Below are 20,177 nucleotides of genomic sequence, written 5' to 3'. Positions count from 1 at the left end.
CGCCGCCTCCGGGTCCGCAGCGCCGGCATGCAGGCGCGGCATTGCGAAGGCTTCACCTTCGCGCCCCCTTGCGCTATCCCCTGCCCTCAGACGCATAGCCCCCGCGCAGGGGGCCGACACGACAGGGGATCAGCCCAATGGCCATGGAAAAGACCTTCGACGCCGCCGCCGCGGAACCGCGCATCGCCGCCGCCTGGGAAGAGGCCGGCGCCTTCAAGGCCGGTGCCAATGCGAAACCCGGCGCTGACAGTTTCTGCGTGATGATCCCGCCGCCCAACGTGACCGGCGCGCTGCACGTGGGCCATGCCTTCAACAACACCCTGCAGGACATCCTGACCCGCTGGCACCGCATGCGCGGTTTCGACGTGCTGTGGCAGCCCGGCCAGGACCACGCCGGCATCGCCACCCAGCTGCAGGTGGAGAAGATGCTGGCCGCCCAGGGCAATAAGACCCGGCGCGAGTTGGGCCGCGAGAAGTTCCTGGAAAAGGTCTGGGAATGGAAGGGCCAGTACGGCTCGACCATCGTCAGCCAGATGAAGCGCCTGGGCAACAGCTGTGACTGGTCGCGCAACGCCTTCACCATGGCCGGCGCGCCGGGTGATCCGCGCACGGGCCACGAGAACAGCCCCAACTTCCACGATGCCGTCATCAAGGTCTTCGTGGAGATGTACCAGAAGGGCCTGATCTACCGCGGCAAGCGCCTGGTGAACTGGGACCCGCATTTCGAGACCGCGATTTCCGACCTGGAGGTCGAGAACATCGAGGTCGCGGGCCACATGTGGCACTTCAAGTACAAGCTGGCGGGCGGCGAGACCTACACCTACGTCGAGAAGGACGAGGACGGCAACGTCACCCTGTCGGAGGAACGCGACTACATCTCCATCGCCACCACGCGCCCCGAAACCATGCTGGGCGACGGCGCCGTGGCCGTGCACCCCGATGACGCGCGGTATGCGCCGATCGTCGGCAAGATGGTGCACCTGCCGCTCTGCGATCGCCTGATCCCCATCGTGACGGATGAATACCCCGATCCCGACTTCGGCTCGGGCGCGGTGAAGATCACCGGTGCGCATGATTTCAACGACTACATGGTCGCCAAGCGCTGCGGCCTGCCGATGTATCGGCTGATGGACATGGCGGGCAACATGCGCGCCGATGGCAACCCCTACGAGACCTGCGTGGACCGCGCCCGCGAGATCGCCGAGGGCGCCGATGCCACCGAGATGGAAATCGACACGCTGAACCTGGTGCCCGAGAAATACCGCGGCATGGACCGGTTCGAGGCCCGCAAGGCCGTCGTCGCCGACATCACCGATGCAGGCCTGGCCGTCATGACCACCGCGGCCGACGAACGCCTGGGCGGCAAGCGCCCCGAAGGCGAAGAGGGCGAGGAAATTGTGCCGCTGGTCGAGGCCAAGGCGATCATGCAGCCCTTCGGCGACCGCTCCAAGGTGGTGATCGAGCCGATGCTGACCGACCAGTGGTTCGTCGACAGCGCCGAAATCGTCAAACCCGCGCTGGACGCCGTGCGCACGGGCCGCACCAAGATCATGCCCGAGAGCGGCGAGAAGACCTATTTCCACTGGCTGGAGAACATCGAGCCCTGGTGCATCTCGCGCCAGCTGTGGTGGGGCCACCAGATCCCCGTCTGGTACGGCATCGACCTCGGCACCCTGAAGGACGGCGGCGAGGGCGACCTGGACCTCGTGGACATGCTGACCCTCTTCATCGACGAGCACATGGTCCACATGGGTGACGTGGAGGCCTGCGGCACCGACCTGGACGAGGTGCTCTCGCGCTTCCAGGATCTGAACGCCGACCTGCCTTCGCCGCTCAGCCATGCGCGCATCGTCGAGGTCGCGGACAAGAAGGCGGCCCAGCACGCCCTCGCCGAAAGCCTGGCGGAATACACCGCGACCCAGGACCCGACCAAGCTTGTCTACCCCGTGTGGCAGGACCCCGACGTGCTGGACACCTGGTTCTCCTCCGGCCTCTGGCCGATCGGCACCCTGGGCTGGCCGCAGCCCACGCCGGAGCTGGAGAGATACTTCCCCACCGACGTGCTGATCACCGGCGAGGACATCCTGTTCTTCTGGGTGGCGCGGATGATGATGATGCAGCTTGCCATCGTCGACGAGGTGCCCTTCCACACCGTCTACCTGCACCAGCTCGTCCGGGACGAGAAGGGCAAGAAGATGTCGAAGACCACCGGCAACGTCATCGACCCGCTGGAAATCATCGAGGAATACGGCGCCGACGCCCTGCGTATGACCAATGCCTCCATGGCGGCCATCGGCGGCGTGCTGAAGATGTCGGAGGAGCGCATCAAGGGCTACCGTAACTTCGGCACCAAGCTGTGGAATGCCACCCGTTTTGCCGAGATGAACGGCGTCTTCGAGGGCGGCGCGCCGTCGGCGCAGGTGCCCGTCGCCACCGCAACGGTGAACAAGTGGATCATCGGCGAAACCGCTCGCATCCGCGAAACCGTGGATGCCGCGCTGGACGGCTACCGGTTCAACGAGGCGGCGCTTGGCCTTTACGCCTTCGTCTGGGGCAAGGTCTGCGACTGGTACGTGGAATTCTCCAAGCCGCTGCTGGCCGACGGCGCGCCCGAGCAGGCTGAAACCCGGGCCGTCATGGGCTGGGTCATCGACCAGTGCCTGACCATGCTGCACCCGATCATGCCCTTCATCACCGAAGAGCTGTGGTCGACCACAGCGCCGCGTGACGGCCTCTTGGCCCACAACGACTGGCCGACCTACGGGGCAGAGCTGATCGATGCGGCGGCGGATGCGGAAATGAACTGGACCATCGCGCTGATCGAGAGCATCCGCTCGGCCCGCGCCCAGATGCATGTGCCCGCAGGCCTCTACGTGCCGCTGGTCGTCACCGGCTTCTCCGACACCGCGAAGGCCGCCTGGGCCAGCAACGAGACGCTGATCAAGCGTCTGGCGCGCGTGGGCGAGCTGGAAGAGGTGGACGCCTTCCCGAAAGGCACGATCACCCTGCCCGCCGAGGGCGCGACCTTCGGCCTGCCCCTGGCCGACGTGATCGACGTCGAGGAGGAAAAGGCGCGGCTGGAGAAATCCCTGGCCAAGCTGGCCAAGGAAATCGGTGGCCTCGCCGGGCGCCTGAAGAACCCCAAGTTCGCCGAAAGCGCCCCTGCCGAGGTCGTGGCCGAGACCCAGGCCAACCTCGACGCGCGCCAGGACGAGGAAGCCAAGCTGAAGGCCGCGCTGGAGCGGATGAACGAGCTGGGCTGAGGCCTGCCTGCGCTCTCAGGCGCAGCGCTGAAACGACAAAGGTCCGCCCCGAGGGGCGGACCTTTTGCATGGGAGGGATCGGGCGGCGCCCTGCCCTATTCCATTCCCGGACCGGCCTTGGGGACATCGCTGCGGATCACGCCCCGGCGCTGTTCCACCCGGGCCAGCCACAGCGTCGCGACCAGCCCGATCAGCCCCATGATCAGCATGGCGACCAGCAGGACAGGCACCGCGACCTTTGCCGTCAGCATCAGGCCCACGCTGCCCGTGGCCAGCGCACCGACCAGCTGGATCAGCGCAGAGCTGAGCCCCGAGGCGGCACCGGCCAGATGAGGGCGCACCGCCATCACGCCGCTGGCGGCATTGGGCGAGGTCAGCCCGTTGCCCAGCCCGCTCAGCATCACCGCGCCAAGCAGCAGCGGCAGGCTGATATGCCCCGCCAACCAGGCCAGCAGGGCCACCGCCAGCCCCACTGAGGCCAGGGCCCGCCCGATCAGCATCAGCCGGGTGAGCGGCCAGTCCACGGTTCGCGCCACCCGGCCGGAGATCCAGGACCCAAGGATGAAGCCAGCCGTCATCATCCCCATGTAGATCCCCAACTGCCCCGACCCCATGCCGAACGCCTCCGACAGGGCCAGCGGCCCGGCGGTGACGAAGACATGGAAGGCGGCGATGGAGAAGCTCCAGCAGGTGGCATAGCCCCAGAAGCGCGGCGAGCGCAGCAGCTCGGGCCAGGCGCGGAACTGATCGGCAAAGCCTCCGCCGCGGCTGCGGTTGGTCTCCCCCAGGTCGCGCCAGCTCAGCGCCAGCATGGCAGCCCCCAGAAGGGTGTAGAAGGCGAAGTTCCCACGCCAGCCGAAGGCCTCGTCGATCAGCCCGCCCAGAGCCGGACCCAGAAGCGGCCCCAGCCCCATGACCATCGACACGGTCGCCATCTTCTGCGCCAGCTCGCGCGGCTCGTACTGGTCGCGCAGCACGGCCCGGCTGAGGGCGACCCCGACGGCGGAGGCCGATTGCAGCAGCCGCCCGATCCAGAAGACCGTCACGTCGCTGGTAAAGGTGCACAGAAGCGAGGCGAGGGTGAAGACGGCCATGCCGCCCAGGATCACCGGGCGCCGTCCGTAGACATCGCTGAGCGGGCCGAAGACCAGCTGCATCACGGCGGTCATCAGCAGGTAGGCCCCGATCACCAGGCTCATCGCGCCGTAGTCGACGCCGAACTCCCGCGCCATGCCGGGCAGCGAGGGAACGAACATGTTGATGGTCAGAACGGCGCCGCCGGTCAAGATGATCAGGGTCGCCAGATGCGGCGGGGTGCGGTCTGTCACGTCAGTTCCTTCATCCCCCCGTTTTCTGCCTTTCCCGTCGCTCAGCTGCGCGGATCGTCCCGCGTGGTGTCTTCAGCCGGGTCGTCAGGATCGGCCTGGCCGATGCCCATGAAGACCATCTTCAGCGGGAAGGCCCAGAGAACGCCCAGGCCCACGTAGACCAGCAGTTCCACCAGGATGGGCGGGCGCCCGAGCCAGTTCATCACCGTGACGCAGGCCACGATGTAAAGCGGCAGACCGATCACCAAGATGATCAGCGACCAGCGTCGCCGTGCCTTGTAGCTCAGAGCCATGCCCGTCCTCCTCTTGTCTGGCCACGTTGGGGCGTTACCCCGTCTGCATTCCGCAGACGCGCCCCATGGCGCGGCGGGGGCAGAGCCCCCTGCCGCTCATCAATCCGCGAAGGGATCCGTCACCAGGATGGTGTCGTCGCGTTCCGGCGAGGTCGACAGCAATGCCACCGGGCATTCGATCAGCTCTTCCACCCGGCGCACGTACTTGATCGCGTTCGCCGGCAGGTCGGCCCAGCTGCGGGCGCCTTCCGTCGACTCGCTCCAACCCGGCATCTCCTCGTAGACGGGGGTGCAGCGGGCCTGCTCGTCGCTGGCGGTCGGCAGGTAATCCATGCGCTTGCCGTCCAGTTCGTAGCCGACGCAGATCTTCAGCGTCTCGAAGCCATCCAGCACGTCGAGCTTGGTCAGGGCGATGCCGTTGACGCCCGACACCGCGCAGGTCTGCTTCACCAGGGCGGCGTCAAACCAGCCACAGCGGCGCTTGCGGCCCGTGACGGTGCCGAATTCATGGCCCCGCTCGCCCAGACGCTGGCCGGTCTCGTCTTCCAGCTCGGTCGGGAAGGGCCCCTCGCCGACGCGGGTGGTGTAGGCCTTCACGATACCCAGCACGAAGTCGATGGATCCCGGACCGATGCCCACACCGGTGGCCGCCTGGCCCGCGATGACGTTCGACGACGTGACGAAGGGATAGGTGCCAAAGTCGATGTCCAGCAGAGAGCCTTGCGCGCCCTCGAAGAGGATGCGCTTGCCCGCCTTGCGCTTCTCGGTCAGGACCTTCCAGACCGGGGCGGCGTATTGCAGGATCTCGGGGGCGATCTCTTCCAGTTGGGCGATGATCGCGTCGCGGTCGATCGCCTCCAGCCCCAGGCCCGCGCGCAGCGCGTTATGGTGGGTCAGCGCGCGATCGACGCGGGCCTCCAGCGTGGCGCGGTCTGCCAGATCGGCGACGCGGATGGCGCGGCGGCCCACCTTGTCCTCATAGCACGGCCCGATGCCGCGACCGGTGGTGCCGATCTTGGTCCCCTTGGAGGAAGCCTCCTCGCGGGCGCGGTCCAGCTCGCCGTGGAACGGCAGGATCAGCGGGGTGTTCTCCGCGATCATCAGCGTCTCGGGATTGATCTGCACGCCCTGCTCGCGGATCTTGGCGATCTCGCCGACCAGGTGCCAGGGATCCAGTACCACGCCGTTGCCGATGACGCTGAGCTTGCCGCCGCGCACCACGCCCGAGGGCAGCGCGTTCAGCTTGTAGACCTCGCCATCGATGACGAGCGTATGGCCGGCGTTATGGCCGCCCTGGAAGCGCGCGATGACATCGGCGCGCTCGCTCAGCCAGTCCACGATCTTGCCTTTTCCCTCGTCACCCCACTGGGCGCCGACAACGACGACATTGGCCATCTCAGGTCCTTTCCGACTTGGCAATGTGACCGGGCGCGCGACGCAGATCGCGCGGCCCAAACCCGCGCCGGTATAGCGTCCGGGCGACGCGGACGAAACCCGAATCTGTGGCGCACGGAAACCGAAAGGCCGCCTTTCCCGCGCCGGGACGCATCGCCGCGGCGCGGGACGCTGGACACAAGGGGCCGAAACGGGCAAACCGACGCCAATTTCCGAAAGACCGATCCGCCGGCGGGCGGACATTCGAAAGATCCGTTTCAAAGGGGACATTGATGGGATTCTTCCTTCGCTGGGTCGTGGCCTTTTTCCTGGTCGCCGCCACCTACAACCCGACCGAGTACAATTACGTCACCTGGGTCATGCAGAACTGGCCCGACCTGATGTCGGTCACCGTGCTTCTGGGGCTGCTTCTGTTCGTGGGCTACGTGATCTACCTGCGCGCCACCCTGCGCTCGATCGGGGTCTTCGGCATGGGGCTGGTGCTGGCGATCGCCGCGGCGCTGATCTGGGTGCTGTCGGATTTCGGCCTGCTGGGGCTGACCAACCGCAATTCCCTGCTGTGGCTCGGCATCATCTCGCTTTCGCTGGTGCTGGGCATCGGCCTGTCCTGGAGCCTGATCCGCCGCCGCCTGTCGGGGCAGGTCGACATGGACGACATTGACGACGACAGCTGACCGGCGACTGTTCCTTTCAGCGACACGCGCCGTTCCCAATTCGCCCTGGCAGCAACATCGCGCCCTGCCCCCTCTTCCCTGCCAGAAATATCCCGGGGGGAGTCGCACGCAGCCCGGCGGGGTTGAGCCCCTTGCCCCCTTCTCCCGATCGCGCCCGAGGGACAGGGCCGCCGCACCCTGCCCGACACAGCCCGCGCGCCGCGACACGGCCCGCGCCATTCGGGGTTGCGGTGCAGGCCTGTCTGGCTTAGATACCCGCCGAATGATGGCTCCCCGGGGCCGTCCGCGATATGCCGCATACTGATCCAGGGGCGCCCGGCGCCCGCGACCGAAACGGGCTTTGTACATGGAAAACGTCGTCCTCATCGTCCACCTGATCCTCGCGCTTGCGCTGATCGGCGTGGTGCTGCTGCAACGTTCCGAAGGCGGTGGCCTCGGCATGGGCGGCGGCGGGGCGATGACCGGCCGGGCCGCGGCAACCGCCATGGGCAAGCTGACCTGGGTGCTGGCCACGGCCTTCATCGTCACCTCGCTGGCGCTGACCATCGTGGCTGCCGAACGCTCCTCCGGATCTTCTGTCCTCGACCGGCTGGGCACCGCGCCTGCCCCGGTCGAAGAGGGCGCAGACGGCGCCGAGACCCCGGATGCGGGCGGCCTGCTGCCGCCGCCCTCGGGCGCGTCGGGCACCGACGGACTGACGCCTTCGGCCGACTGAGACCGGCCGGGCACCGGCCCTGAGCGGGCGCTTCGGCGCCCGTCGGGAAACTGCCCCCTCTCAACCACTACACCTTGCGGGACGCCTCCTGCCAAACCCAGCATCTTGCGGGATCCTGTTGCCAGTGCCATGCGAATCTGGTAGCTCTTAAATCCCGTGGAACAGCGGTCTTCGGACCGCTCTGTCCTTATTTTGCGCAGCCAAAGTCGCGTCCGCACGCCGACACTTCACGGGAGCCTCAAGACATGGCGAGATACATCTTCATCACCGGCGGCGTCGTTTCGTCCCTGGGCAAGGGCCTTGCCTCTGCTGCGCTCGGCGCCCTGCTGCAGGCCCGCGGCTTCTCCGTCCGGCTGCGCAAGCTGGATCCCTACCTGAACGTCGATCCCGGCACCATGTCGCCCTTTGAACACGGCGAGGTCTTCGTCACCGACGACGGCGCGGAAACCGACCTGGACCTGGGTCACTACGAACGGTTCACCGGCGTCGCCGCCCGCAACACCGACAGTGTCTCTTCGGGCCGCATCTATTCCGACGTGCTGGAGAAGGAGCGCCGCGGCGACTACCTGGGCAAGACCATCCAGGTCGTCCCCCACGTCACCAACGAGATCAAGGACTTCCTCCACGTCGGCGAGGATGAGGTCGATTTCATGCTCTGCGAGATCGGCGGCACCGTCGGCGACATCGAGGGCCTGCCCTTCTTCGAGGCGATCCGCCAGTTCTCCCACGATCTGCCACGCGGCCAGTGCATCTTCATGCACCTGACACTGCTGCCCTATCTGGCGGCGAGCGGAGAGCTGAAGACCAAGCCAACCCAGCACTCGGTGAAGGAGCTGCAGTCGATCGGCATCGCGCCCGACATCCTGGTCTGCCGGTCCGAACAGCCGATCCCGGAGAAGGAACGCGAGAAGATCGCGCTCTTCTGCAACGTGCGCAAGGAAGCGGTGGTGCCGGCCTACGACCTGGGGTCCATCTACGAGGCCCCGCTGGCCTACCACCGCGAGGGGCTGGACCAGGCCGTCCTGGATGCCTTCCAGATCTCCCCCGCGCCGAAACCCGACCTGACTGTCTGGCAGGATGTCTACGACCGCATCCACAACACCGACGGCGCGGTGAAGATCGCCATCGTCGGCAAGTACACGCAGCTGGAAGACGCCTACAAGTCGATCAAGGAAGCCCTGGTGCACGGCGGCATGGCCAACCGGATCAAGGTCAACGTCGAATGGGTCGATGCGGAGATCTTCGACCATGAAGACGCCGCGCCCCACCTCGAAGGCTTCCACGCGATCCTGGTGCCCGGCGGCTTCGGCGAACGCGGCACCGAAGGGAAGATCAAGGCGGCGGAGTTCGCCCGGACCCGCAAGATCCCCTACCTGGGCATCTGCCTCGGCATGCAGATGGCGGTGATCGAAGCGGCCCGCAACCTGGCCCATATCGAGACCGCAGGGTCCGAGGAATTCGACCACGAGGCCGGCAAGAAACGGTTCGAGCCGGTGGTCTACCACCTGAAGGAATGGGTGAAGGGCAACCACGCCGTGAAACGCGCCGTGGGCGACGACAAGGGCGGCACCATGCGCCTGGGCGCCTATACCGCCGCCCTGGCCGAAGGATCGAAGGTGTCGGAGGTCTACCACGCCACCGAGATCGAGGAACGCCATCGCCACCGCTACGAGGTGGACATCAAGTACAAGGACAAGCTGGAGGAATGCGGCCTGTCGTTCTCCGGCATGTCCCCCGACGGCCGCCTGCCCGAGATCGTCGAGATCAAGGACCACCCCTGGTTCATCGGCGTGCAGTTCCACCCCGAGCTGAAATCGAAGCCCTTCGCCCCGCACCCGCTGTTCGCGGACTTCGTGCGCGCCGCGAAGGAGGTCAGCCGCCTGGTCTGACCCGGATCCAGAGCCGCAGAGGACTGAAAGGCGCCCACCGGGCGCCTTTCTTGCATCTCGGACCCAAGGCGACAGGGGTGTTCGCCGCGGCATCACGGGCGCCCTGCCGGCATCGTGACTTGATCCGGCAGGGCGCCGGGCCACATGCTAGGCCATGATCAAACGCATGCTCCTCGCCCTGACCCTCTTGGCAGCCTGTGGTCGCGGCGTCCCCGAGGGCGCCGAGGTGGTCGTGGCCGGCGACTCGGTCATGGCCTGGAACCGCAGTTCCGGCACCTCCGTCGCGGATCAGCTGGAGGCCCGGCTGGGCGCGCCGGTCGGCGATGTCTCCCTGCCGCTCGCCCAAGTGCGGGGCGGGACCGGGCCGCTGAACATACCCAACCAGCTTGCGGGCCTCAGCCCCGAATGGGTCGTGCTGAACGGCGGCGCCAACGACCTGAGCGTCGGATGCGACTGCAACGATTGCGCGGCGACGCTGGACCAGCTGATTTCGGCGGACGGGACACGGGGGGCCATCCCCGCGCTGGTCTCTGACCTGCGGGCGCGCGGCTCGCAGGTGGTCTGGGCCGACTACTATACCTCGCCCCGCTATGCCGGCACCGACTGCGAGGGCCCCTATCGCATGCTGGAAACCCGGCTCGGCGCGATGGCCGCTCGCGACCCCGGCGTGACCCTCGTCGACATGGACAGGGTCTTCAGCCCCGACGACCTGTCGCTCTTTGCGCGGGACCGCCTGCACCCGTCGGAAACGGGATCAGCGCGGATCGCCGAGCTGATCGCGCCGGTCCTGCGGGCCACCCCGTGATCCCCCGCTCAAAACGCCTGAGCCTGCGGGAACCATCTGCCCCCTTCCGTCGTTAACAATGCAACAGACATGGTTTACATGCCGCAGCCGAAGGAGATGCCCCGTGAACGCAATTATTTATCTGGTCGGGCTCGTCGTGATCGTTCTTGCCATCGTGCAGTTCGTGCTCTGATCCGACCCCAGTTTTTCCCTGTCAAACGGCCCGCCCTTTCCCCTGGGGCGGGCCGTTTGCTGTTCGGCGCCGAACCCTTCACGGGCATGCAAAAGGGGCCGCCCCTTCCGGCGCGGCCCCTTCGCGGTTTCCCTCATACACGGATCATATCTTGTGCCGTCCCATCGCCAGGACGCAGAGCAGGGTGATGACGCAGGACGCCAGCATGTAGTAACCCACGTGACCCATCCCGTAGTTCGCCTGCAGCCAGGTCGCGATATAGGGCGCCAGCGAGGCTCCGACGATCCCGGCGAAGTTGAAGGCCAGCGACGAGCCGGTGTAGCGCACCTCGGTCGGGAACGGCGCGGCCAGGACGGCACCGATGATGCCGTAGGTGACCCCCATCAGGGCCATGCCCAGGGTGACGAAGCCATAGACCCCGCCCAGCCCGCCTTCCAGCAGCGGCGCCAGGGCGAAGGAGAAGACACCGATCAGGACGGTCACCGCCAGCAGCAGGCGGAAGCGGGAGATGCGGTCGGCCAGCTTGCCCGCCAGCGGGATGAACAGGCCAAAGACCACGGCGCCCCAAAGCTGGACGTGCAGCGCCTCGGTCAACGACATTTCCAGCACGCCGACGTTGTAGCTCAGCAGGTAGGCGGTGCCGATGTAGAACAGCACGAAGGTCGACAGCGCCACGAAGGTGCCCAGGAACAGCTCGGTCTTGTGGGTGCGGAAGATCTCGACGAAGGGCACCTTGACGCGTTCCTCCTTGTCGATCGCCTTCTGGAAGGCGGGGGTTTCCGCAAGCGACAGCCGCACCCAGAGGCCGATGGCGATCAGCAGGACGGAGCCTAGGAAGGGAATGCGCCAGCCCCAGGCCAGCAGATCCTCGGTGCTCATGAAGGTCAGCAGCAGCGTGAAGAGGCCCGACGACAGGAACAGACCCACGGGCGCGCCCAGTTGCGGGAACATGCCGTACCAGGATTTCTTGCCCTCCGGTGCGTTCTCGGTGGCGATCAGCACCGCCCCGCCCCATTCCCCGCCGAGGCCAAAGCCCTGACCGAAGCGGCACAGCGCCAGCAGCGCGGGCGCCGCCACGCCGATCTGGGCGTAGGTCGGCAAGAGGCCGATGATAACGGTCGAGATCCCCATGGTCAGCAGCGCCGCCACCAGCGTGGTCTTGCGCCCCACCCGGTCGCCAAAGTGGCCGAAGACGGCCGCGCCCAGCGGACGGGCGAAGAAGGCGATGGAGAAGGTGGCGAAGGAGGCCAGCAGCGCCGTGGTCGCATCCTCACCGGGGAAGAACAGGTGCGGGAAGACCAACACGGCGGCGGTGGCGTAGGAATAGAAGTCGAAGAACTCGATGGTGGTGCCGATCAGGCTTGCCAGCAGAACGCGCGAGGGCTTGTTCAGAGGGGCCGCCTCGGCCGCCATATCGGGCGTGGAGGTCGTATCAGTCATGTCATGTATCCGGTTCGTTGCGGTCCGCCCGAACCTCCGTCCCCCGGGGCCTCCTCCCCGTCGCCAGGCGGAGACTGGCGGGTAGCGCAACAAAGATGCGGGGGAAAGGCATCTTGGGTAATTTTTAGCGCAAACATGGCAGGGTTGAACCATCCGCATGACTGACCCGCCTGGCCTGCGGCCTAGATACGGGCCAAGCGCGCCACCGCAATCCTTTGGGCCCCTGCCAAGAAACCGTTACATTCCGGTGATCTAAGGCAGGCGATTCCGTCCCCGCGCGCCCATCAGCCGCGCGGCGCGCGCGCCTGCCCCCATCTGACCACGAGAGAGACCATGCCCCAGGATCCTTCCCCCTCCCGTTCCGACGACCTGTCCGGTGCCGAAGACTGGCTGGAGGCCGAGCTGCGCGACGAGCTGGACGAGGATTACGAGATCGAGCTGGAAGATGCCGTCCTGTCGATGAAGATCCGCGAGATCTACCACAAGGCCCATGGCCCTTCGATCCCGCGCCCGCAGTATTTCCGCGACCTGCTGCGCCTGCAGGCGGAGCTGATCAAGCTGCAGGACTGGGTGGTGCATTCGGGCGAGAAGGTCGTGGTCATCTTCGAGGGCCGCGACAGCGCCGGCAAGGGCGGCGTCATCAAGCGGATCAGCCAGCGCCTGAACCCGCGGGTGGTGCGGACCGTCGCCCTGCCCGCCCCGTCGGAGCGGGAGAAATCGCAGTGGTACTTCCAGCGCTACGTGCCGCACCTGCCCGCCGGGGGCGAGATCGTGCTGTTCGACCGCAGCTGGTACAACCGCGCCGGGGTCGAGCGCGTCATGGGGTTCGCCGACGAGGACCAGGTCAGCCAGTTCTTCGACGACGTGCCGGAATTTGAACGGATGCTGGTGCGCTCCGGCATCCGGCTGGTGAAATATTGGTTCTCGATCACTGACGAGGAACAGCAGCTGCGCTTCCTGATGCGCATCCACGACCCGCTGAAGCAGTGGAAACTGTCACCGATGGACCTGCAAAGCCGGGTGAAATGGGAAAGCTACACCAAGGCCAAGGAGGAGATGTTCGCCCGCACCAACATCCCCGAGGCGCCCTGGTACATCGTCCCCGGCAATGACAAGAAACGCGCCCGGCTGAACTGCATCGACCACCTGCTGACGCTGTTCCCCTATGCGGATGTGCCCTCGGAGGAGGCGCAATTGCCAGAACGGGTCTACAATTCCGACTACGAGCGCGCGGTCCTGCCGCCGGATCTTTACGTACCCTCCAAATACTGATCCCGGGTGCGATGATCGCCCGACTGGCGGGGTGACAGGCGGAAAGGCCATCCGGGCCTTTCCGCCAAGGCGGCCCGCCTCGGGATCATTTCGAGCAGCGCCCTGGCAACGGACGGGTCGGCGCCTTTGGTCTTCCGATTAAAAAATCGGAGACACCTATAGGTATATTACAGACGTTCCTTTTGCCCCCGATTTTGGCGACAGGCCAACCGCAGGGACTGGTATTCCCCACAGGATCGCCCCCCAAAGGATCGGGAAAAAAGGCGCAGCGCAGATTTTGCGCAATCCGGGATTTCGGGTCTGGGGATTTCGGGCCGCGCCCGGGGATCAGGCCGTGAGAGGCGAGAAAATGCGCCCCAGCAGGCTCTTTTCCTTGGCCGCTGCCTTGCGCCGTCCGGCCCTCACCGGCAGCGCGTTGGCCATCGGCCCGACGATCGCCGGGTTCAACCGCCAGCGCCCTTCGATGCCCAGGCGGGCATCCTGAGCCTGGTTTTCCAGCCAGGTGGCCAGACGATCCGGGCCGATCATCTTACGCGCCGGGTCCGGCAGGTAGAAGCCCGCGTTGATCCGCTGGCACAGCGCATCGAGCTGGGCACAGACAGGCTGCATGGCGGGCGGGACCTGCGCGCGGGGAACCTTGTCAAACCGCTCCGGCTCCGCGTTGTGAAACAGGGTCAGGGCCGATCCCAGGTCGACGCAGATCTGCGCGGAAATCCAGCGGATGACCTCGTAGGAACCGGGTTCCCATTCGACGGCACGTGACATGGCGCAAACCTGGCGATCCGTTGCACGGCGCAGGGCCTCCAACCGCTCTTCGGCGGTGGCCGCAGCCCAATCAATCCGAGCGAGAGACGGCATTGCGCACTCCTGAAACTTCCTGACACATCATCTAATTGAACGTGATTTAAGAAAAATTTTAGTCACAATTGTGTCCAAGGCTGGACATTCAACCTTTAGGCCAGTCCATCATGCCTCAGGTTGTGTTAATTCCCAAGGCAATTCTCAAACCCGTGAACCCCATTGGCGCGGCGCGGGGGGCGCTCTATATCTCCGGTCATGTTTGGTGATTTCCTCTCCCGCCTCACCGCGCCCCGCCCCGAGCCCCTGAACGAGGGCGATGCGCGGCTGGCGCTTTCCGCCCTGCTGGTGCGCGTGGCCCGTGCCGATGGCACTTTCGATGGCGGCGAACGCCGCACCATCGGGCGCATCCTGGAAACCCGCTATGCGCTGGACGGCGACGGCGCCGAGGCGCTGCTGCGCGACGCCGAAGCGCTGGAGGGGCAGGCCCCCGACACCGTGCGGTTCACCCGCGCCATCAAGGACGCGGTGCCCTACGAAAACCGCCTGGCGGTGGTCGAGGCGCTCTGGCAGGTGGTGCTGGCCGATGGCAACCGCGACCCGGAGGAGGACGCGCTGTTGCGCCTGGTGGTCTCGCTTCTGGGGATCACCGATCAGGACAGCGCCCGGGCCCGTCAGCACGCCGGGACCACCGAAGCGCCGGCGGCAGATCCCGACGATACCAGCTCTCGTCCGGGCCCCTGGTCCTGACCCGGGAATGCCCTCCGCCACTCCCAAGCCCGGCCCCGCGTCTTCCGCAGCTGGCGGTGGCCTCCCCGATGTACGACTGCGCCACCACGGCGCATATCTACGACCGGCTCTGGCAGCACCTGCGCCCTGAACTGGCGCAGGCCCTGCTGGATCAGGCCGATGCGCGGCCCACGCCGGCGCATCCCATCATCACCGCAACCGGGCGTGACCAGGCACCGCTGGCCGCCGCCCTGGACCGGGCCCTGGCGCAGCTGCCCCTGGCCGAACGCGGCGCCATCGGGTTTACCCGGCTTCTGCCCGCCGACGCGGCCCAATATTTCGCCATCCCCCTTCCCCCGGTCCCGCCCCATGACCAATTGTCGTGAAGTCATCCGTCACGAATATTGATTTCACGGTCAAATTCGGTCCAAATCGGCGGACCAATAGAGGCCGAGGCTTTCAGGGGGATACGTGAGCCAGAACCCGCCCGTCATTGAACTGCATGACCTGCATAAGGCCTATGGCGAGCTGGAGGTGCTGAAAGGCGTTTCTTTGACCGCTCACCGGGGCGACGTCATCTCCCTCATCGGTTCCTCCGGGTCCGGCAAATCCACCATGCTGCGCTGTGCCAACCTGCTGGAAGACAGCCAGCAGGGCGAGATCCTGTTCAAGGGAGAGGCCGTGCGCTGGCGCGGCCAGAGCCACGGGCGGCGCCCGGCGGATGCCAAGCAGGTGCTGCGTATCCGCACGAACCTGTCGATGGTCTTCCAGCAGTTCAACCTGTGGTCCCACATGACCATCCTGCAGAACGTGATGGAGGCCCCGCTGACGGTGCTGGGCCGCGACCGGGCGGAGGTGGAGCCCAAGGCCCGCGATTACCTGGCCAAGGTGGGCATCGCCGACAAGGCCGACGCCTGGCCTGCCCAGCTTTCGGGCGGCCAGCAACAGCGCGCGGCCATCGCCCGGGCTCTTGCGATGGAGCCGGAGGCGCTGCTCTTCGATGAACCGACCTCTGCCCTGGACCCGGAACTGGAACAGGAAGTGGTGAAGGTCATCAAGGACCTGGCTGCCGAGGGGCGGACCATGTTGCTGGTCACCCATGACATGCGCCTGGCCGCCGACGTCTCCGACCAGGTGGTTTTCCTGCACCAGGGCAACCTGATCGAACAGGGCCCGCCGGAGCAGCTGTTCGGCGCGCCCAAGACCGAGCGCCTGCAACAATTCCTCAGCGCCACCACCAGCGCCTGAGACCAGATACCCGAGCCCGGGGACAACCGGGCCGGACAACCGGCGGCCCCGCCGCCATCCAAAGACGGGAGATACCGATGCAGAAATTCATCCTGAGCACCGCCGTGCTGGCCCTGACCGCCGGCGCCGGCCTGGCCGACACGGTCCGCATGGGAACCGAAGGCCAGTACCCGCCCTACAACTTCATCGACGACAACGGCGAAGTGGCCGGCTTTGAACGCGAAGTGGGCGACAAGCTTTGCGAGCTGGCCGAGCTGGAGTGCGAGTGGGTCACCAACGAATGGGATTCGATCATCCCCAACCTGGTGGCCGGCAACTACGACACCATCATCGCCGGCATGTCGATCACCGAGGAACGTGAAGAGGTCATCGACTTCACCCAGGATTACTACCCGCCGACCGGCTCGATCTACCTGGCCATGGATGACGGCGTGGACCTGGAAGGCGGCGTGGTCGCGGCCCAGGCCGCGACGATCCAGGCGAGCTACGTGGCCGAGACCGGCGCGACCCTGCTGGAGTTCGCCACCCCCGATGAGACCATCGCGGCCGTGATGAACGGTGAAGCCGACGCGGTCTTCGCTGACAAGGACTTCCTGCTGCCCTACGCCGACGAAGGCGAGCTGATGGTGGTGGGCGAGGAAATCCCCCTGGGCAGCGGCATCGGCATGGGCCTGCGCGAAAGCGACACCGAGCTGAAGGAGAAGTTCAACGCCGCCATCGACGAGATGAAGGCCGATGGCTCGCTGAACACGCTGCTCGACAAGTACTTCGGCGAAGGTACCGGCACCTACTGATCCGGACCTGCCTGCCCCGGGCCCAATCGCCCGGGGCAGGCCCATGCGGGGCCGGCCTTTCGCGCCGGCCCGGCCAGCCGTTTGCCCCCGCCGACGCAAGGGATGATCGCCACCCGTGTTCGACTTCTGCACAGATCCGGACCTCCTGGAGGGCAGCCGCTGGCTGGCCTGCTACCTGACCACGCCCAAGCACATGATGTTCTACCAGTCCTTCGGGGTGGTGATCGCCCTGCTGCTGGTGACGGCGCCGATCGCCCTGTTCGTGGGCTTCCTGGGCGCCCTGGCGACCCGCTCGCACGTCGCGCCGCTGCGCTGGCTGGGGCTGGGCTATTCCTCGATCGTGCGCGGCGTGCCCGATATCGCGTTTTTCCTTTTCGTCCCGCTGGCCCTGGACCAGCTGCTGGAATGGCTGCGGCACGAGGTGAAATGCCCCGACTGGGATGAACCGATCCGCCAGGGCAATGATTTCGTCGTCTGCGCGGCGGCCAAGCTGCCCCTGGGGTCGGCACCGCAGATCTGGCACGAACTTTACGGCATCACCCTCGCCATCGTCGCCTTCGCCTTCGTCTTCGGGGCCTTCGCCTCGCATGTGCTGTCGGGGGCGATGAACGCCGTGCCGCGCGCCCAGCTGGAAACTGCGGAGGCCTACGGCATGACCCGCGGCCAGGTGACCCGCCGCATCCTGGTGCCGCAGATGTGGGCCTATGCCCTGCCCGGCCTGTCAAACCTGTGGATGATCCTGATCAAGGCCACGCCGCTGCTGTTCCTGCTGGGCGTGGAGGATATCGTCTACTGGGCGCGAGAGCTGGGCGGCTCCAAGACCTCGGCCTATTCCTATCCGCACCCTGACTGGCGGCTGTGGTATTTCACCGCCCTGCTGGTCTTCTACCTTCTGATGACCAAGCTGTCCGAGCTGGCCTTCGCCCGCCTCGAACGCCGCTTCGCGCGCGGTCAAGCGACGGCCTCGGGCATGCGCCAGGCGCGTGGCGGCAAGGGCGGACCGGGCGCCGGCGGCAGCAAGGGGGCCACGGCATGATGTCCTGCATCGACACGATCCAGGCCTACGGGTTGCGGTCCATCGGGCTGGGCGAACGTCTGCTGCCGCGGTCCGATTTCACCCTGTGCGATCAGTTCGTGTTGATCGGCTCGGGCATGATCTGGAACCTCTACTTCGGTCTGGGCGCCCTTTTGCTGGGGTTCTGGGCTTCCATCGGCGTGGCCCTGATGCGCCATTCCGAAGCCTGGTGGATCCGCAAGCCCGCCGACTGGTTCGTCTTCGTCTTCCGCGGCTCGCCACTGTTCATCCAGTTCTTCCTCTTCTACGCGCTGTTCACCCAGCTGCCGCGTGAAGGGGTGCCGATCAACCTCGGCTTCGTCGAATTCACCGCCGATACCTCCTGGCTGACGCGGGCCTGGGGCGGGGCGCTGATCACGCTGTTCCTCAACACCACCGCCTATACGGGCGAGATCTTCCTGGGCGCCCTGCGCTCAGTGCCCAAGGGCGACCTGGAGGCGGCGGATGCCTATGGCTTCTCCGGCTGGCAGAAGTTCCGCCGCATCACCTTCCCCACCATGCTGCGCCTGGGCTGGCCGGCCTACACGAACGAAGCCATCTTCCTCTTTCACGCCACCACGCTGGTCTACTTCAGCTCCTTCCCGGCGCGGCAGCAGAAGGGCGATGCGCTCTACTACGCCGACTACTTCGCCTCGAAGACCTTCAACCCCTTCATCCCCTACCCGATCCTGGCGATGTATTTCATCGCCCTGACCCTGACCGTGGTGCTGGTCTACGGCGTGGCCTACCGCCGGCTGACCCGGCACCTGCCCTCGAACCGCAAGCCCCGGCTGAAGATCCGGCCCCAGGTGGTGCGCTGAGGGCGCCTGCCCTGCAGCACAGCCCCTCGGCCCCTCCGATTTGATCACCTTTTTGCTTCACCGCCGGAACGGGTTGGGGCATGATGGCTGGGATTTGATCATATTAGAATGCGGCCGATGACCGGCCCGAGAGGTTTCGATGCATTTCGACCAATACCGCACCTTCCGGGTGGCGGCCGCCGACCTGAACGGCCAGATGCGCGGCAAACGCGTGCCCCTGGCCACCTTCGACAAGCTGGGCACCGAAGGCACCCGCATGCCGCTGTCGGTGCTGAACGTGGATGTCTGGGGCGCGGATATCGACGACAGCCCCCTGGTCTTCGCCAGCGGCGACGAGGACGGGGTGCTGAAACCCACCGAACACGGGCCCGTCCCCATGCCCTGGCTCGACAGCCCCTCGGCACTGGTGCCGATGTGGATGTTCCACGACGACGGCAGCCCCTTCGCGGGGGATCCGCGCCACGCGCTGCGCCGGGTGCTGGACCGCTACAAGGAACGCGGCTGGACCGTGCAGGCCGCGGTGGAGATGGAATTCTATCTCGTCGACGATACGGGCCACCAGCTGGCCGCCCCGCAGAACCCGATCTCCGGTCGGCCCGTCTTCGGCAATGCCATCCTGTCGATCCGTCAGCTGGACGCCTTCGACAATTTCCTGACCGATCTCTACGACGCCTGCGACGCGATGGAGATCCCGGCGGATTCGGCCAGTTCCGAGGCCGGCCTGGGCCAGTTCGAGATCAACCTCGATCACCGCGACGCCATGGCGGCAGCGGATGACGCCTGGCTGTTCAAGGCCATGGTGCGCGGCATGGCGCGGCGGCATGACATGGCCGCGACCTTCATGGCGAAACCCTTTGCCAACGATGCGGGCAATGGGATGCACGTGCATTTCTCCGTGCTGGACGAGGACGGCAACAACATCTTCGACAACGGCGGCCCCGAAGGCACGCCGCTGCTGAAGAACGCCGTGGCGGGCTGCCTGGCCGGGCTGGCGCCGGGCACACTGATCTGGGCGCCGCATGGCACCTCCTACGACCGGTTCACGCCCGGATCGCATGCGCCCACCGGCGGGTGCTGGGCCTACGAGAACCGCACGGCAGCCATCCGCATCCCGTCTGGCCCCGCGAAGGCGCGGCGGATCGAACACCGGGTGGCCTGCGGTGACATCAACCCCTACCTGGTGCTGGCCGCCATCCTCGGCTCCGCCCTGGCGGGGATCGAGGACGAGATGGACCCGCCCGCGCCGATCACCGGCAATGCCTACGATCTGAAGCTGCCGGGCCTGATGCCCGACTGGGAAAGCGCGCTGGAACGCTTCGAGACGGATCCCCTGATGGCCCGCATCTTCACGCCCGAGCTGATCCGCAACTTCGCCATGACCAAGCGGCAGGAGATCCGCCGCCTGGCGGAGATCCCGCCCGAGGAACACTGGCTGGTCTACCTCGAAACCGTCTGAGCCGGAGCGGCAGGCCCGGGCCGCAGGCGCG

The 20,177-nt window shown here is 66.5% G+C and carries 18 protein-coding genes; 13 read left to right on the top strand and 5 right to left on the bottom strand.

The features are described 5' to 3' along the window. The first annotated feature begins 137 nt into the window (after window positions 1-137). Window positions 138-3,263 carry a valine--tRNA ligase gene (locus tag CVM50_RS04010; RefSeq protein WP_085886002.1) on the top strand — a complete coding sequence of 1,042 codons (3,126 nt, stop codon included), beginning with the start codon at window positions 138-140 and terminating at the stop codon, window positions 3,261-3,263. A gap of 95 nt (window positions 3,264-3,358) precedes the next feature. On the opposite strand, the gene CVM50_RS04005 is transcribed toward CVM50_RS04010, so the two are convergent. The 3 genes from CVM50_RS04005 to CVM50_RS03995 form a co-directional block, all read right to left on the bottom strand. Next, window positions 3,359-4,591: a multidrug effflux MFS transporter gene (locus CVM50_RS04005; protein ID WP_232618143.1), complete on the bottom strand. Its 1,233-nt coding sequence runs from the start codon at window positions 4,589-4,591 to the stop codon at window positions 3,359-3,361. A gap of 41 nt (window positions 4,592-4,632) precedes the next feature. Then, on the bottom strand, window positions 4,633-4,884 hold the full coding sequence (locus CVM50_RS04000) for a DUF2842 domain-containing protein (RefSeq protein ID WP_085886003.1): 252 nt from the start codon (window positions 4,882-4,884) through the stop codon (window positions 4,633-4,635). A gap of 99 nt (window positions 4,885-4,983) precedes the next feature. After that, complete coding sequence (locus CVM50_RS03995; protein WP_085886004.1) at window positions 4,984-6,279, bottom strand: adenylosuccinate synthase; 1,296 nt, start codon at window positions 6,277-6,279, stop codon at window positions 4,984-4,986. Between the two features lie 272 nt (window positions 6,280-6,551). Here CVM50_RS03995 and CVM50_RS03990 point away from each other — a divergent pair, with 272 nt between their 5' ends. The 4 genes from CVM50_RS03990 to CVM50_RS03975 all read left to right on the top strand — a co-directional run bounded on the left by CVM50_RS03990 (window position 6,552) and on the right by CVM50_RS03975 (window position 10,362). Further along, complete coding sequence (locus CVM50_RS03990; protein ID WP_085886005.1) at window positions 6,552-6,953, top strand: DUF6524 family protein; 402 nt, start codon at window positions 6,552-6,554, stop codon at window positions 6,951-6,953. A 346-nt stretch (window positions 6,954-7,299) separates the two neighbouring features. Further along, window positions 7,300-7,668: a preprotein translocase subunit SecG gene (gene secG, locus CVM50_RS03985; protein ID WP_085886006.1), complete on the top strand. Its 369-nt coding sequence runs from the start codon at window positions 7,300-7,302 to the stop codon at window positions 7,666-7,668. 245 nt (window positions 7,669-7,913) lie between these two features. Then, window positions 7,914-9,557: a CTP synthase gene (locus tag CVM50_RS03980; protein WP_085886007.1), complete on the top strand. Its 1,644-nt coding sequence runs from the start codon at window positions 7,914-7,916 to the stop codon at window positions 9,555-9,557. A gap of 166 nt (window positions 9,558-9,723) precedes the next feature. Beyond that, complete coding sequence (locus CVM50_RS03975) at window positions 9,724-10,362, top strand: SGNH/GDSL hydrolase family protein (protein ID WP_306372299.1); 639 nt, start codon at window positions 9,724-9,726, stop codon at window positions 10,360-10,362. A 316-nt stretch (window positions 10,363-10,678) separates the two neighbouring features. Here the strand turns inward: CVM50_RS03975 and CVM50_RS03970 are convergent, their stop codons facing one another. Beyond that, window positions 10,679-11,974, bottom strand: coding sequence for an MFS transporter (locus tag CVM50_RS03970; RefSeq protein WP_085886009.1), 1,296 nt, complete (start codon window positions 11,972-11,974; stop codon window positions 10,679-10,681). Window positions 11,975-12,307: 333 nt separating this feature from the next. Between CVM50_RS03970 and ppk2 the strand changes: the two genes are divergently transcribed. Continuing rightward, a complete protein-coding gene (gene ppk2 / locus CVM50_RS03965) occupies window positions 12,308-13,246 on the top strand; it encodes a polyphosphate kinase 2 (protein WP_085886010.1) in 939 nt (312 codons plus the stop codon). A 327-nt stretch (window positions 13,247-13,573) separates the two neighbouring features. On the opposite strand, the gene CVM50_RS03960 is transcribed toward ppk2, so the two are convergent. After that, entirely contained in the window at window positions 13,574-14,104 is a 531-nt protein-coding gene (locus CVM50_RS03960; protein ID WP_143515542.1) for a hypothetical protein, read from the bottom strand. 198 nt (window positions 14,105-14,302) lie between these two features. Here CVM50_RS03960 and CVM50_RS03955 point away from each other — a divergent pair, with 198 nt between their 5' ends. The 7 genes from CVM50_RS03955 to CVM50_RS03925 all read left to right on the top strand — a co-directional run bounded on the left by CVM50_RS03955 (window position 14,303) and on the right by CVM50_RS03925 (window position 20,146). Next, on the top strand, window positions 14,303-14,794 hold the full coding sequence (locus CVM50_RS03955) for a tellurite resistance TerB family protein (protein ID WP_085886012.1): 492 nt from the start codon (window positions 14,303-14,305) through the stop codon (window positions 14,792-14,794). A gap of 56 nt (window positions 14,795-14,850) precedes the next feature. Beyond that, complete coding sequence (locus CVM50_RS03950; protein ID WP_143515543.1) at window positions 14,851-15,159, top strand: hypothetical protein; 309 nt, start codon at window positions 14,851-14,853, stop codon at window positions 15,157-15,159. 85 nt (window positions 15,160-15,244) lie between these two features. Then, entirely contained in the window at window positions 15,245-16,021 is a 777-nt protein-coding gene (locus CVM50_RS03945) for an ABC transporter ATP-binding protein (RefSeq protein WP_085886014.1), read from the top strand. A gap of 77 nt (window positions 16,022-16,098) precedes the next feature. Then, the gene (locus CVM50_RS03940) at window positions 16,099-16,815 is read left to right on the top strand and encodes a transporter substrate-binding domain-containing protein (RefSeq protein ID WP_085886015.1); all 717 of its coding nucleotides are present in this window, start codon (window positions 16,099-16,101) and stop codon (window positions 16,813-16,815) included. A gap of 115 nt (window positions 16,816-16,930) precedes the next feature. Beyond that, a complete protein-coding gene (locus tag CVM50_RS03935) occupies window positions 16,931-17,851 on the top strand; it encodes an ABC transporter permease (protein WP_085886016.1) in 921 nt (306 codons plus the stop codon). Then, window positions 17,851-18,690, top strand: a complete 840-nt coding sequence (locus CVM50_RS03930; RefSeq protein WP_085886607.1) for an ABC transporter permease — start codon at window positions 17,851-17,853, stop codon at window positions 18,688-18,690. The genes CVM50_RS03935 and CVM50_RS03930 overlap by 1 nt, the downstream gene beginning before the upstream one ends. A 139-nt stretch (window positions 18,691-18,829) precedes the next feature. Further along, window positions 18,830-20,146 carry a glutamine synthetase family protein gene (locus CVM50_RS03925; RefSeq protein ID WP_085886017.1) on the top strand — a complete coding sequence of 439 codons (1,317 nt, stop codon included), beginning with the start codon at window positions 18,830-18,832 and terminating at the stop codon, window positions 20,144-20,146. Window positions 20,147-20,177 lie beyond the last annotated feature (31 nt).

The sequence above is a fragment of the Pseudooceanicola marinus genome (assembly GCF_002786295.1).
In the GTDB taxonomy this organism is placed as follows: domain Bacteria; phylum Pseudomonadota; class Alphaproteobacteria; order Rhodobacterales; family Rhodobacteraceae; genus Pseudooceanicola; species Pseudooceanicola marinus.
This window is presented reverse-complemented; position numbering and strand designations above follow the sequence as displayed.

Excerpts from the sequence above, each read along its gene's own strand:
- ppk2 (WP_085886010.1), top strand. The coding sequence starts at position 12,308 with ATGCCCCAGGATCCTTCCCCCTCCCGTTCCGACGACCTGTCCGGTGCC.
- CVM50_RS03975 (WP_306372299.1), top strand. The coding sequence starts at position 9,724 with ATGCTCCTCGCCCTGACCCTCTTGGCAGCCTGTGGTCGCGGCGTCCCC.
- CVM50_RS03995 (WP_085886004.1), bottom strand. The coding sequence starts at position 6,279 with ATGGCCAATGTCGTCGTTGTCGGCGCCCAGTGGGGTGACGAGGGAAAA.
- secG (WP_085886006.1), top strand. The coding sequence starts at position 7,300 with ATGGAAAACGTCGTCCTCATCGTCCACCTGATCCTCGCGCTTGCGCTG.
- CVM50_RS04000 (WP_085886003.1), bottom strand. The coding sequence starts at position 4,884 with ATGGCTCTGAGCTACAAGGCACGGCGACGCTGGTCGCTGATCATCTTG.
- CVM50_RS04010 (WP_085886002.1), top strand. The coding sequence starts at position 138 with ATGGCCATGGAAAAGACCTTCGACGCCGCCGCCGCGGAACCGCGCATC.
- CVM50_RS03940 (WP_085886015.1), top strand. The coding sequence starts at position 16,099 with ATGCAGAAATTCATCCTGAGCACCGCCGTGCTGGCCCTGACCGCCGGC.
- CVM50_RS03925 (WP_085886017.1), top strand. The coding sequence starts at position 18,830 with ATGCATTTCGACCAATACCGCACCTTCCGGGTGGCGGCCGCCGACCTG.
- CVM50_RS03990 (WP_085886005.1), top strand. The coding sequence starts at position 6,552 with ATGGGATTCTTCCTTCGCTGGGTCGTGGCCTTTTTCCTGGTCGCCGCC.
- CVM50_RS03955 (WP_085886012.1), top strand. The coding sequence starts at position 14,303 with ATGTTTGGTGATTTCCTCTCCCGCCTCACCGCGCCCCGCCCCGAGCCC.
- CVM50_RS03960 (WP_143515542.1), bottom strand. The coding sequence starts at position 14,104 with ATGCCGTCTCTCGCTCGGATTGATTGGGCTGCGGCCACCGCCGAAGAG.
- CVM50_RS03980 (WP_085886007.1), top strand. The coding sequence starts at position 7,914 with ATGGCGAGATACATCTTCATCACCGGCGGCGTCGTTTCGTCCCTGGGC.
- CVM50_RS03970 (WP_085886009.1), bottom strand. The coding sequence starts at position 11,974 with ATGACTGATACGACCTCCACGCCCGATATGGCGGCCGAGGCGGCCCCT.
- CVM50_RS03930 (WP_085886607.1), top strand. The coding sequence starts at position 17,851 with ATGTCCTGCATCGACACGATCCAGGCCTACGGGTTGCGGTCCATCGGG.